The 14,566-nt window shown below is 53.4% G+C and carries 8 protein-coding genes; all 8 read right to left on the bottom strand.

Translation table 11 applies throughout. From position 1 onward, the window contains the following. Positions 1-11 precede the first annotated feature (11 nt). A complete protein-coding gene (locus JW799_RS28655; protein WP_338026268.1) occupies positions 12-569 on the bottom strand; it encodes a DUF3991 domain-containing protein in 558 nt (185 codons plus the stop codon). Then, entirely contained in the window at positions 566-961 is a 396-nt protein-coding gene (locus tag JW799_RS28650) for a hypothetical protein (RefSeq protein WP_240353266.1), read from the bottom strand. Before JW799_RS28650 ends, JW799_RS28655 begins: the two co-directional genes overlap by 4 nt. A gap of 49 nt (positions 962-1,010) precedes the next feature. Next, a complete protein-coding gene (locus JW799_RS13420; RefSeq protein ID WP_062410487.1) occupies positions 1,011-1,295 on the bottom strand; it encodes a hypothetical protein in 285 nt (94 codons plus the stop codon). A 181-nt stretch (positions 1,296-1,476) separates the two neighbouring features. After that, positions 1,477-8,748, bottom strand: coding sequence for a DEAD/DEAH box helicase family protein (locus tag JW799_RS30405; protein ID WP_205430204.1), 7,272 nt, complete (start codon positions 8,746-8,748; stop codon positions 1,477-1,479). Positions 8,749-8,761: 13 nt separating this feature from the next. Continuing rightward, entirely contained in the window at positions 8,762-9,028 is a 267-nt protein-coding gene (locus JW799_RS13410) for a helix-turn-helix domain-containing protein (RefSeq protein WP_205430202.1), read from the bottom strand. A gap of 21 nt (positions 9,029-9,049) precedes the next feature. Continuing rightward, positions 9,050-9,526 (bottom strand): hypothetical protein, encoded by a 477-nt coding sequence (locus tag JW799_RS13405; RefSeq protein WP_205430201.1) that lies wholly within the window; start codon positions 9,524-9,526, stop codon positions 9,050-9,052. Positions 9,527-9,556: 30 nt separating this feature from the next. Then, a complete protein-coding gene (locus JW799_RS13400; RefSeq protein ID WP_205432966.1) occupies positions 9,557-12,994 on the bottom strand; it encodes a DUF5704 domain-containing protein in 3,438 nt (1,145 codons plus the stop codon). 385 nt (positions 12,995-13,379) lie between these two features. After that, on the bottom strand, positions 13,380-14,486 hold the full coding sequence (locus tag JW799_RS13395; protein WP_338026266.1) for a copper amine oxidase N-terminal domain-containing protein: 1,107 nt from the start codon (positions 14,484-14,486) through the stop codon (positions 13,380-13,382). Between the last annotated feature and the right edge of the window lie 80 nt (positions 14,487-14,566).

The following is a 14,566-nucleotide window of genomic DNA, read 5'->3' as shown; positions in this document are numbered from 1 at the left end:
AGCGTCTACCGCTATCGGGATGGTTCACCGCGTCTTCTTCGGAATTCCATCAATTCGTTGTTTACATCCTTTCCGAACTTAGGCGGCTCATCGGATATGAGAAGGGCGGGGGAGAGGAGCCTCTGTATCGTGGCTGCCGCCAATCGCCCCGGCTCATCATTATCCAGGTGCAGAACAAGTCGATTTACTTGGGGAAAGCACTGCAAGTAATGCGTTAGGGCAGACGGGGGAGTAGAGTCCTCCCCATTTGTCCTGGGCCTGTATATTCCGGCCAGCGACAGCTTATGCGCCTGCCGCCAATCCCGGCCGGCGAGATGTTTCAGCGTACAGTAGGATAAGAGATCAATGGCGCTCTCAAACAGATGCAGTTCCGTACTGTTTTCCGAGGCCGGAATGGAAAATGAATACCGCTTGTCGCTGCCGGCAACTTCTCCCATATAACGGGTGCTTGTCGTACCGCGTATCGCCGCATAGCGCGGCGTCCCATCTTGGTCAAAACCGACGAATACCGCGTTGTGGTAGCGGCGGCTTTCATACAACCTTCCCGTTTCCAGACAGTAGTCGATCACCGAGCGGTGGATGCCCGTTTGCTCAAATAAGCCATGACGCGATGAGAGTTTTCATACGGTTCTGGAAGCTCCAACCGCGCCGTAGATGTGCGTTGTTGGCACGATTGCGAAACCATAAGCATGTTGCCGGGATGAACGCCTTCCATTTGCAGCACCGCATCGAGAAAAGGCATGCCGCGCACTTTGATCAGGTAATCCAGCGCCGAGCGCCCGCCAATCCCCCTTGACCACCAGTACCATTTGCCGTTGGAAATTTTCAAGCTGTCATGTGTTCGGGTGGTGTAGACATTGCGGGAGCAGCGTACCAGTTCCGCAGGCTCGTACATTTGCAAATACGTGAGCAAATCCAGTCTTTTGGCGCGTTCGATCTGTTCCTTGTTTACGTAGCTCATTGCCGCAGCTCCATTTGGAAATCCAGACAGCGTCCGATGGGTATATTGTTCATCGTGCCTTACCCCTCTTTTTGGGGTACGTATAAGCTCTGCCTTCCTTCAACTTCGTAACGCCTTTCTTTTTCATGAATGCGTCTAAATCGCCTTCATGAACTTGACTGGTCACCCCGTTTGAGTCGCGGATGTAATAATACGTGTCGCCAAATCCGTTTTTCTCTTTGGATATCAACTCCAACGATGGCACGGTTTCTCCCTCCTCGATCAAGCCGGTTCCGTAACCAAAAGGCGGCAAAATCGGACAAAAGCATCCGCCGCTTGGGATGGCATACAACATGTTCATTCCTCCGGAAATAAGAAAAGGACCCCGAAGCTGGAGTCCAATTCATCATGTGATTTTACCTTTAACGGACGGGCATATCTTCGATCTGTGAAATGCTCGCACCGATACCATGTTCTTTTCCGTAATGGTCAGCAAGAAGTTCCCTTTCAGGGGTAGGAACGACGGTGTCAGACCGTTATCGCTCACGGCCCACCACCCGCCGTTCCGGCGCTTCCGGTTCATCGTCAGGCACGCTGTCCACGGCTTCGTTTTCCCGTTTGTCCATGTTGAGCAGCGCATTCAATTCCGCAAGCCGCGCCGCTTTCGTTTGCAGTTCCTGCTCCTTCTCAAATGGAGCCGCGATTTGTTCCTTCGCCGTTTCCATTTGCTGCCGCAAGGTGGCAAGCTGCTCACGGGCATGCTCCAGCTTTACAGGCAAGTCGGACAAGGCATTGTTGATGCGGCTTATGTTGCCGCCTGCATCCGCTCCGAGCGTCACCGTATGACCCAGGGCGCCGCGCAGCGTGACCTTGTACTCCTTATGGAAGCTGTCAAAGGACAGCCACAAGGAAAAGCCAAGATAGCTTCCCGCTGCTTGCGGATCGGGCGACGTCATGCCCTTGCATGCGTCGAGCAAAGCCGCGCCCGCCGCCGCCCTCTCCGAATAGGTGTAATCCTTGACCGTCATGCCGGGGAATTTATCTGCCCCATCCGCCTCGGATGCCAGAGAACGTGTATACAAAGCAACGTCCTGTTCATAGCCGGCAATTCGTTCCTCCGTGGACTTGATTTGCTGCGGCAGCACTTTGAGCAGCCGGTCCTCCAGCGCATAGCGCTGGCTCAAGTGGTTGGCTTTGAGCAGCTTCAATTTGGATACCTGAATGTCCAGGTCCATTTTCTCTTTGATGTACGGGTTGCCGGTCGCCAGCGCCTTCACCTCGGCATAGGAGAGAGCCGTCTCGTCAATATCCTCGGCGGAACGGACAGGCGATTTGCTGGTCATGATCTGCGAAATGAAGCGCTGCTTGTTTTCGAGTGTCTGGTACAAATACGCGTCGAACGTGTTCTCCGTCACATAGCGAAAAATATGCACCTCGCTGTTCTGATTGCCTTGCCGGATAATGCGCCCGCTGCGCTGCTCCAGGTCGCGCGGACGCCAAGGGCAGTCGAGGTCGTGAAGGGCAATCAGCTTCGTTTGTACATTCGTTCCCGCGCCCATTTTGAATGTCGATCCAAGCAGTATCCGAACCTGTCCGCTGCGTACTTTGGCGAACAATTCCTTTTTCTTGATCTCGGTATTAGCGTCGTGAATAAAGGCGATTTCGTCAGCCGGGACACCTTTCTCCATCAGCTTGCGCCGCAGCTCGTCGTACACATTGAAGGTACCATCCTGTTTCGGAATGGACAAATCGCAAAACACCAACTGGGTCAACCGCGTCTCCTGATGTTCCTCCCAATACCGGAAGACATTGTCCGCGCAGGCGCTGACTTTGCTGCCTTCATCGTCGGGAAGCAGGGGATTAGCCAGCCGCTGATCGAGCGCCAGTTTGCGTCCGTCATTGGTGATCGTCAGCATATTGTCCTCATGCGGCTCCACTTCCTTCGCCCGCACCCGTTCGGCGCGGCGGGCAAGATCCGCAACCATGTCGCGCTGAAAGTCGCTCGGCGGCACGGCCACATTATGGAAGTGGGCTTTCGGCACAGGAAGCTGGAGCATGTCAGCCGTCTGGATATCGGCCACTTCTTTGAACATATTCATCAGTTCCGGCAAATTGTAAAAACGGGCAAACCGGGTTTTCGCCCGATAGCCCGTTCCTTCCGGCGCAAGCTCGATCGCGGTGACGGTTTCGCCAAATGTCGAAGCCCAAGCGTCAAAATGCTGCAATCCCTGCCGCTTGAGCCGCTCGTATTGCAAATAGCGTTGCATCGTATACATCTCAGTGATGGAGTTGGAGATCGGCGTCCCCGTCGCAAAGATGATGCCCCGGCCTCCGGTCAGTTCGTCCAGATAGCGGCATTTGGCAAACATGTCCGACGACTTTTGTGCTTCGGTTTGCGACAGTCCGGCCACATTGCGCATTTTCGTATAAAGAAACAGGTTTTTGTACGAGTCGGCTTCGTCCACGAATAGACGGTCTACGCCCAGTTCCTCGAAGGTCACGACATCATCCTTGCGGCTGGTGTCGTTCAGCTTCTCCAGCTTGGTTTGCAGCGTCTTTTTCGTTTTTTCAAGCTGCTTGATCGCATAGCGCTCGCCTCTGGCTTCCTTGAGTTCCCGGATGCCGCTTGTAATTTCCGAAATCTGCTCATACAGCTGCTGCCGCTGACGTTCCATAGAAATCGGTATTTTTTCGAACTGCGAATGGCCGATAATGATCGCGTCATAATCACCGGTGGCGATCCGCGCGCAAAACGTTTTGCGGTTTTTCGTTTCAAAGTCCTTTTTGGTCGCCACTAAAATATTCGCGGACGGATAAAGCTGCAAAAACTCCGCCGCCCACTGTTCAGTCAGATGGTTCGGAACGACCAGCATGCTTTTGTTGCACAACCCTAGATGCTTGCTCTCCATCGCTGCGGCGGTCATGGCGAATGTTTTGCCCGCGCCGACGCAGTGGGCGAAGAGGGAGTTGCCGCCGTACAATGCACGGGCAACCGCATTGACTTGATGCCGGCGAAGCCGGATTTCCGGGTTCATCCCGGTGAATCGAATATGACTGCCGTCGTATTCGCGGGGACGGATGGCGTTAAACCGGTCATTGTACAGCCTTGTCAACCGTTCGCGCCGCTGCGGATCTCGCCATATCCAATCGCGAAACGCTTCTTTTATCATCTCTTGCTTTTGCTGGGCGATGGCAGTCTCCTGCTTGTTCAGCACACGCTTTTCCACGCCGTCCTCATACACAGTATCAAATACACGCACGTCCCGCAGATTAAGCGTATCTTCCAAAATTTTGTACGCATTAACGCGGTTTGTGCCGTACGTGACGTTCGCCTTAATATTGTTGCTGCGGTCATCGCTTTTGCCTTTGACGTTCCAGGCCGCCGTATATTCGGAATACATGACGTTGATGTAGGTCTGGTACATCGGCGGCGTGTCCACCAGTTCAAACAGAAATTGCCGAATGTCCTCTGGCGGCAGCCAAGTTGCGCCCAGGCGAACGTCGATTTCGGAAGCGTCCAGGTCTTTCGGCTGTACCGCTTCAAGCGCTTTGACGTTTTCGCCGTAACGTTCGGCATCGTATGCGGCAAACTGTCTGGCCACGCGCAGCTTCTCACGCACATTGCCGGACAGGTACGCATCCGCGGTTTCATAGATCGGCTTTCCTTCCTCGTTCAGGTGTTTAGGATTAGGAAAGATGACGCCGCGCAGCTCCTTAATCAGCTGATCTTCCGTCATGCCGGTTAGCTCCGCCATATAAGGCAGATCGACACGAGCTTTTGCGCCGATGGAAACCGCAAGCGCCTCCGAAGCGGTATCCACCTGTTCTACATGGATGCGCTGACGGATGGTGCGTTTGGTGAACATATCCGCCTTGCGTACCAGCCGTCCTTCCTCGTCAATGATTTCAAGCGAGCAAAGAAGAAAGTAAGAACTGTCATCCGAAAAAGCAAGATTGTTGGCGCGGCTGTTGATTAGGCCGTATTGTGCCGTAAACCGATCGTACTGCGCATTTAGCTTACGCTGCTGCTGCCCAATCATCTCATCGCTGTAGTCTTCGGTTTGGTATTCGATCAACTCGCGCACGGTGTCCCTTAGCTGAATCATTCCCTTGATGCGACCTGCTGCCGTAGCCGACGTGTCTACGCGGCGCATCCGGCTGTTCTCCCGATAGTAGATATGCCCGTCAACCAGCGCAAAGCTGAAATTGCGGACAGACGGATCGGCAGGGAGGGAGGGCTCTTCCTCCTCCGGCTGGTCTTCCCGTTCCAGTTCCACCCATTCGGCATGAATATTGGACAACGCTTCGCGAAGCAGTTCATCCAAGTTGGCATCCGGAAATGGCTTGCAAGACGTTTCCTGACGGTTACCGTACATTCGGTCGTCAAAAACCATAGTGCCCAACACCATATCGGGATGGGCGGCGAAATAGCTGTTCACCGGCACACCGTCTGCCGTTTCGGATAAAGATAGCCATGGTTCGGTTTGCTCGCTGACGGCGACCATGCGATCCCGTTTCTGTAAAAAGATAATGTCAGCGGTTACTTCGGTTCCGGCATTGGCCAGAAACGCATTACTCGGCAGGCGCACCGCTCCGAGCAATGCGGCGCGTTCCGCAATATATTTGCGTACCGCAGGGTTTTGTTTGTCCATCGTTCCTTTGGACGTAATAAAGGCGATAATGCCGCCCGGACGCACTTTATCCAGCGTCTTGGCGAAAAAGTAATCGTGGATCAAAAACTTATGCTTGTCGTAACGCTTATCCGCCACGCCATAGCCGCCGAACGGCACGTTCCCTATGGCGAGATCAAAGAAGCTGTCCGGCAAGTTCGTCTGTTCATAGCCACTGACGGCAATCGATGCCTGCGGATATAGCTGCTTGGCGATGCGGCCGGTAATGCTGTCCAGTTCCACGCCAAACAGCCGCGAGCCTTGGAACGACTCCGGCACCAGACCGAAGAAATTACCGATGCCGCAGGACGGCTCTAAAATATTGCCGCTGCGAAACCCCATCGATTCCAGACATTCGTACATCGCTTTGATGACGGTCACTGACGTATAATGGGCATTCAGCGTTGACGCGCGAGCGGATGCATATTCATCCGGCTCCAGCACATCTTTCAGTTCCGCATATTCGGCTGCCCATTGCGTGTTCGCTTCGTCAAATGCCTGCGGGAGACCGCCCCATCCAACATAGCGAGCGAGCACCGCCTGCTCGTCCGCTGTCGCTTGCCGCTGCTCCTGCTCCAGCTTGTTCAGCAGCCGAATCGCTTCCATGTTCCATTTGAACTTCGTTTTTGCGCCGCCATGCCCCAGTTCATCATCCGTAATCCGGTAGTTGACCGCCGGGACAGACGGACGGGTTGGCGCGGTGCGGCCGGCCTCAGGATCAGGGGAAAGGAAAGTGTCGGGCTGCGATACGGTTTCTGGCCTCTCCGTCACCGGCTCTTCCGGTAAAACCGCATCTTCCGTCAGTTCCCATGCCGTTTCGTCAGTCCATTCCGACTCCTGCTCTCCGATAATCAGATGATCGTTCAGCGGGTTTTCGCGCAGCATTCGCTCAAAATCCCGGCGATTTACCTCTTTGATGAAGAGCGGGAACTGCCGGTCCTGCAGCACCACCGTTCGCTGCGCCAGTTGCACAATTTCATATTCGTCCGCACCAATCCAAACCATACTGCCAGTGTCAAAACCGTAGCGCGCCCGTTCCCGATTCACCGGCGTTTGTTCCGGTTCCGTTCGTGCGTCTGGCCCGGAAAGCCCCGACGATGTACCCGGCTGAGGCAAATCGTTCCTGGCCAATTCCTGCTGTCTACGCTTTTCCTCCTGTTCCTCTGCAAAAGCGGGCAACCGCTCGGCTTCCCGCTGATTCAAGTAACGCCCCGCTGCCAGCAGTTCGCCGATACGCTTTTGTACTTTCATCCATGGCAGCACCACCTGCGTATCCGGGTTCATGATGGAGCCGCGGGTGAGCGTAATGCCTTTGCTGTCGTAATTCATATGAATATCCGTACCAGTCAGCGCGGGAAGACGACCACCTGTCCCGTATTCCCGTTTCAGGAAATCGGCGTTCTCCTGCGCAGACAGCGACTGCTGGAAATGCAGCGCAATGCGATATTTGCCATTCTCAAAACCGCTGCCGTTTTGCAAAATGGCATCAATGACCGCTTGCGGAATTAAAAAAGCGGAGGCTTTTTCGTCCTCCGCTTGCTCCATCCACAGCGTCTGTTGCTGGATGGAGGGTTCTGCCCTTTGCGATAAGTTAAATTCGTTCAACAGCAGCATGCTGTTGATATGCCCGGAGATGACACCCCAATCGTAGAAACTTTGCGCCGTTCGTTCGTCAGCCGCACCTGTCCACAAATGTAAAACATTGCGATACGGTTCAAACCCGGCTTTTACGCCTCCATCAAGCGTTAGTTCGGTGATGCCGGCCGGAAACAAGCTGCGCACGTACAACACGCGATCGCGTTCGTCTTCATGAGCATGGAAAAACGCAGCAATTTCCGTCTTGCTTTCCCGCAGCGGCGCGGCTCGGAGCATATCGTTGATAATCGCTTTGTCGTGAAAAAACGGAAGACTGCGGTCCTCCGTTTCCCGATCAAACCATTTTAATGATAAATCAGTTCCGTGAGAATCAGTTCCTCCGCCTGCAGCTTCAGGTTGTTCATGTGTCCCGTCCAAGCTAGCGGATCGCTCGACTTGTCCGGAGCCGGGTGAGACGTGAGCAATTCCTGTATCGTCCTCTCGATCTGTTCCCTCGCTGTCCGATCGATGTCCGCCAGATGCTGGTTCAACTGCTCCGACAACATCAGATGGGCGTACATGCCCTTCCGCTCGGTTTTCAGAAACGTCTTGCGCATCATCCCGTACTTCCCGATCGTCGTCTCCGCTTCGCTCAGCGTCAGATTGGGCAATAGATAATCCCCTTGCGGCGTATAGGTCAGTTCCATGTTCATCCTTCCTTTCTTGTCGAGTAGCTTCATTGTGCGGCAAGGAATCGGGTCTTGCAAGGGTGCGAGACGAACGCTCTACATTCATTCGCTGTGCATCCCGGCGCAGCGCCCGGACGGTCGATTCCACTTCCCGCAGCATCATCTCGGACACATCGCTGATTGCTGCGCCCAAATGGGACAATGCAGGAAGCGTGTTGAAATATCCGATGCCGGACAAATCCTCGATACTGACATATTGTGCGGGATCGAGTCCGCAACGGGTCATCGCCATGTAAGCGACGGCCTTTTCGGCAGCTTGCTTGAACAACAGCTCTACATGCGAAATGTCCAGGTCCTCCAGCAAACTGTGCTCCCGCTCTTTGATCAACTGGGCCATATAATCGGCGCTGTTATCATCCACCGCATTCCGCGCGGCGGCAAGGAGAACAACGGGCAGATCCGCATGCGATTCCGTCTCATCCGACGCGCCGAATGCATTTTCCAGCGTTTCGATAACATGAGCCGTATCGCTATCCTGCAAGCGCCATAGCGATAACTCTGGTTGGCGTCTGCTCCGGGTATCCGATACATCAAACACATGACGCAGGCCCAAGTGGTTTCCTCGATCTTCGATCAGGGCGATCCCTTTGGCACCGCGTTTCACCCAACGATCCAGCCGTTTGTTCCATACCTCAATCGGCGCACAAGCCGTCGCATCAGGACGTTGGGCGTAGATCAACAATTGATCCTGAAACGGATATTTATAGTTCCAGGCTGCCGTCCGCAAAAAATCCGCCCAGCGCTCAGGCTGGTTCGTCACCGTGCGAGCCGTGCTGGCAGCTAGCTCAACGATGCGCTGCAACTTGGCAGTCATGAGAGCACCTCCCTTACAGAAGCGTAATATGATTGGTCAGGCGAATGCCTTCCTCGGAATAACGGGCCGAAATCCGAAGGAATCCGATGTGCTGCAACAGATGCAGATTTCGGCGGACTGTGGATGGAGAAACTCCCACCTCCAAGGCCAGCTTCTTGTTGGACAAAAAGACGGAACCTTGCCGTCCGCCTGCATAGTCCATCAGATAGCTATACAATAGCTTTGCGGCAGGAGAAACTTTCGCTTTGGCCAGCAGTTTATAACGGATTAGATCACTCATAGGCTCCCTCCTCAGTAGACGCTAACGTTCCGACTTCTCCGGTGTTTCCTTCGAAAGGGGGGTGCGCGACAACCGTTCAGTCAAACGATCCGGCTGGACGTAGCAATACAGATAGAAATTGTAGTCTCCAGCGTGCGGGAAACAACGAAGGTAGTACCGATGTTGCTCTGTTTGAAAACAAAAACCGTATACCCCGGAATGCCAAGCCCCCGATAAACGTGCCTCCGGATGCGACAGGCAAAAACGGTGCATCTGGTTGCGGCTTTGGAGCAGTCCCTGCTCTGTCAATGTCTGCACAACCTCATCCAGTTCCGCTCGGAATGTAGGGGTTTTTAGCGAAGGCGAGTGTTCGAACCAGGTTGACCAGAACGTCTCGCCGCTGCTGCCGAAATAGCCGCGCAGATGACCGATGCATCCACGTGCTGTATCCTTGTCCGTTGAAGCGGAATAGAAATAGGCCGCATCCTCCGACACGGCCATTTGCAATCTTTCCAGCATGTTCTCTTCCTCCCGGCTGGTAGAAGTACACTAATGGGTTCCCCCTGTACCATAATCGTCATAGGAGGATAAATTCGCATGGTAAAACACAATGTCGCCGTCTTTTAACTGAAATGTCACGCCATATGGATCGGTGAAGCTGCGCTGAAATCCTTCCATCTGCCATTGGTTGTTCAGCGGCCCGTATATATACTGCAAATGAGGATGGTTCAAGTCCTTGTTACGGATCGTTTCCAGATTAAAATTGACGATGATATACCCATCCTTCAGGAAGATAGGCGCATTGTCATCCAGCCGGTGCGTGCGACCGTATTCCGCCAGATTGAAACCTTTGGGCACCACATACGGCGCGGCGGGCACGCTGTAATCGCCAAACCACTTTTGCACCGAAGCGTTGGCGCGGGCCGCATCGATGCCGGAGGGCACCTGCGTGCTTCCGACAAACGTCCGAAGCTGAGGCGGCAGCAGCATGATATCGTAGCCGCCCACATAGGTCGGCTTCTGCGCATCCTTTACATATTGATCGATAAACGTCTGCCTCGCTCCGGGCGAACCGTTCAGCGACCAAAGCGTTGCGGCGGTGCCGGTCAACTCCTGCTTCGGCACATTGCGCAGGCGAGCGTCGAGCGTCACATACCGTTTCTCCACATCGTCGCTGGAGCCAATACGAATAAACCGCTGACTGCCTGAATGATAGTAGAGATCGACTTCCTGCCTGTTCTTCCCCTTGCTGTCCACAAAATAAAACGTCGGTGTAATGAGGATGCCGTCGCCCGAGCCGAACATGTTGCCTTTCGTCATGACTTCGAATTTGACATGGTAACCCGTTTTGACCGCAACATTTTTCTTGCCGCTCTCCGGGTGACTGCCTTGCCGTACCGGCAGCACGTAAGGAGGGGTATTGCCGCGCGGTGCGCCGTCAATGCCTTTCGTGCCGACCCAGTAGGCGTTTCCTGTCGGCGTCGCGCTGCCCTTTTGGGTGCGGAACACCGATTCCCAGGCAAAATCGGCAATGTCGGTGATGCGGAAATCATAGAGACGTCCGATCACTTCCACTGGAACCACCTGCGTAGCCACATGGTTGGACAAGTCCAGATTGGCATTCATCTGGGACGTAAAGGAGGCCGGACTATTCTCGGCAAACGTTCGGAATAACACGTCATAATGGCCCTCGTCCACCCAAACGGGTAAATAGAAGGTTGTCTGCATCTGGCCGACCGGGATGGATACCCACGTTTCCTTGGGGACGAGCGTTGTGCGATCCGCTTTGTACACATCGAACGGAAAGCGTACCTGCTTGTCCCTCACATACTTGGCATAATCCCGGTTGCCGTAACCCTTGATATCCTTGTGCGGGCCGCTTGTCGGAATCGTCACGGTGAAGGGCCGGTCCAGAATGAGCGCCGACCGCCCGGCAGTCGGCTGCGTTTTCTGGTTGTGGGCCTGATCGTCCGACACCGAGGCGTAGTTCACCACCGGCGTATGCACGGTTACCGGGTTGATACCGACAATGGAAAACGTTTTGTTTGCTCCGCCACCGATGCCTTTAATCAGGGAATACGATATGGTGCCGGTACTCGGCTGATTGACTTTGTTCGTTTTGGAAGCGTCAATGAGGTAACCTTTGCCGTACAGCACATCTTGCCAAATCATCGGCGGGGACGGTATCGCCCCCGGCGTCGGCGCTTTTTCCTCAACGGTCCGGTTGTCCATGATTGTATTTCCGTTAAAAACGAACGAGTCGTTTTTCACCTTGATCTTGCCGATGGCGCTTTCTGCAGTTGTCTTCCAGTCCTCGTTCGGTACGGAAGGCCGGCTGGAACCGCCGGAAATCGTTTGTCCGGGAAGCGTCACATTCGTATAGACCGGATCGATGATATGCGCACTAAGTGACGGATCATGCGCGGCGGAAACGGTTGGGGCTGTGTAGCCGTTCGGCATAATCGTGACCGTTCCCGAAGGAAGCGCATAATTGGACACCGTCGCCTTCTGAATACCGTACACTTCGAGATTTTGAATCGTCCAGTAGCTGTACTTTCGTTCAATGGAATAGTTTTTGGTGACCGTCTGTGTGTCGGAACGCGGGACCGGAATGGTCGTCGAATTCCCGTTCGCATCGGGCGGGCCGGGTACGTATTCCGTCCATCGCAACGTATACGTCCGGCTAACGGAAATCGGGTATTGCTTCGTACCGGTCGTTTCCGTGAACGTGTTGCGATACAGGTACGATTTGGCCGAGGCGTTCACATACAGACTTTCCGAAGTCGGAATGCCTTGCAATACATCAAATATTTCTGAGCCGCGCGCATCCGCCTGAATGACGGCAGAAACGTTCGGCTCCATCGCTTCGGCCTGCTGGGAATCGCCCGGTTGAGGTTCTCCGCCCCCGTCGCCTTTACGCACCGAATGGTCCGATGTCGAATCCCCCGTATTGCCGTCCACATCCTTCACGACGACGGTGATTTGCACGCTCACTTTGTCTCCGGACGTGAACGGGATTTTGATCGGAATCGTTTTACTCGTTGACGTGCCGGAGAGGTTTCCGGTTTTGTCGCCCGTTTGAACGAGCCTGGCATTTCGAATATCCGTAATTTCGTATGACTTCAAATTCTTTAGCGACTTGACTTCAAAAACAAAATCCCCGTCCACTTCGGTCACGTTTTGGTCGACCGTTTCCGGCGCTTCAATCCGGGAAGCGACCGTTACCGAGGAGGGAATTTTGTAAATGCCGATAAAGTTGGAGCCGCCCGATCCCACCAGAATGGAGCGCTCTTTGAGCTTCGGGTCGCCTTTTTCCAGAACGAACAACTTCTCGTCGGGTTTGTTATTGTTCGTAATGTAAGAGCGGATGATTTCATACGTCTGACCGCCGAAAGTGATTTGTCCTTCAAACGTATGGTTCGCTTCCTCGCCGGTTGCGAAAACGCCTTTGTCCACTTCTTTGAGTTTGGTGCCGTCTTCTTTTTGATAGATGGCCTTCACCGGATTGTTCTCTGCGTATTCGGCAACCGCGTCCGTTCCGCCCAGATGTACCGTAAAGCTTCTCGTTCGCACTTTCGGATTCGTTTCGGGATTTTCCTGCAACCAGTCTTTCTGCGCCGGGTCCTGCTTGGGCGATAAATAGGAGCGAACGATTTTATACGTTTTTCCGTTGTCCTCGATCGTTTCGGGAAATTCATGATCGATCGTTTCCCCAACTTTGTACTTGCCCTTTAGAAACGTAACTTGCGGTTGCTCTATGACTTTTCCGTTCACGGTTTTCGCAATGACATCAACGGGAAATTCCGCGCTTCGATAGGGTACATGAATGCCGAAATAATCGTCCAAGTCGTCCGGATGCGCCCAAGGTTCAGCCCTTTTGATCTCATCTAACGTATAAAATGGCCCTTTGCGCACGTTGCCGTTTCCGTCGATAGACACCATGATGGCATGCAAATATAAGTCGTCGTTGTCTTTGATGTCGCCCATGCCCGCTTTCCACATGCCTTCCGTGACGAGCGCCTCGCTGACTTCGTAATAGGTCGTGACAGGCTGGCCGGGGATGGGCGGATTCGGTTCTTGGCCGACTTGCCGTACTTGCTGGTCCAAAAAAGAAGCGTGTTGGCCGCTTCTCGGATCGCCGCACTGCTTGGGCGTCGAATTCGTACATAATTGGTCACGGCGCACCGTCCAACCCACGGTTCTGTATTTAATGGACGATGTTGCAGCCGTACTGGTGATCTTAAATTTGATGGTGCCATTTTCAGTTCTGACATCGGGAGGTCCCGCGAAAACAGAGGTTGGAATGGAGAAAAACAAAAATAAGCATGCCAGCAGCATGCTCAAGAATCGTTTATGCAATTTGTTCATATCTCTACTCCATCCTTTTAATCGTATGGTTGTAGAATAAACTAGCGCTCGGACTTACTTTCAACGTTGGCCCCCAATCGCCTCCCACATTCGTGGACATCGAGATATCGGTGTAGCCTTCATACCAAATTCCTTTTTCCAAAGATTGTTGGTTAGGGAACCTTTCATCATAGAGCAAGTCTTTACTTTCCTTAAACGAAACAAATTTAATCCTGAATTTGGATCGGATATAATTATCGCCGAATCCGTTCCGATAGATCATGGAAGGCTCGGGATCAAGGTATCCTTCGATCTGAATCTTGTTTTCTTTCACCCACTCCACATACCGCCGGATATATTTCAATTCCGCATTGGAGCTTTGCACTTTCGTGGCAAATACCGCTTGCGCCCATGTATCATCGATCGTTTTGTAATCCACGTTCAGCCACAACGCGCCGAACGTTTTTAACCATTTCATCCACATATCCACATTTTTCTTGTTGAATTCTGGTATGGTCGAGTATAAAACGGATGAAACCTTACTATTCGTAGGGTGAGAATGGGGATAGGCCATTTCATACATCTCGTTCGGCACATCGGCCAGAATATACGGATAGTCTTTCGCGTTCGTCGGCAAATTGGTTGTGCGAATCAGGCGGCCCCATTCATCGTACTTTGCATTGGCATCTTCTTGTGTGGAAATAAATACGGTCGATGTCGGGCTATCCCAATTCACTTCCGCCCCCAGCGCTTCGCTGACAAAACGCAGCGGGACAAACGTCCGGCCGCCGCTGGTGATCGCCTTCGAATCGAAGGCCACTTCTTTACCATTGACGAGCGTCTTGCTTTCGCCGATCGTAAGCACAATATGCAGGTCGTCCCGCTCAATCGGTACGGTCATCGTTTCAGGTTCCCAGCCTACTTTCGCGCCCATCTTTTCCGCGATGAATCGAACCGGCACGAGTGTCCGATTGTTCTCATCGACAAACGCCTGCGCATCGGGAAACCAGATTTTTTGTCCGTCCATGACGACGTCGACGTAGGACGGCAGGTTGCTCGACGCGCTTACCGCCGTCCCGAACAAGCTACACATCATCGCTGCAACTAGCCCTGACAATACCCATTTCCTCACGCGTTACACTCCTCTCGAAAAAGATCACAATGTAATTGGAAAGTTTCAACGATTATTTTTATCATAGAGCCGATTTTGCG

The organism is Cohnella algarum, from assembly GCF_016937515.1.
GTDB lineage: Bacteria > Bacillota > Bacilli > Paenibacillales > Paenibacillaceae > Cohnella > Cohnella algarum.
This window is presented reverse-complemented; position numbering and strand designations above follow the sequence as displayed.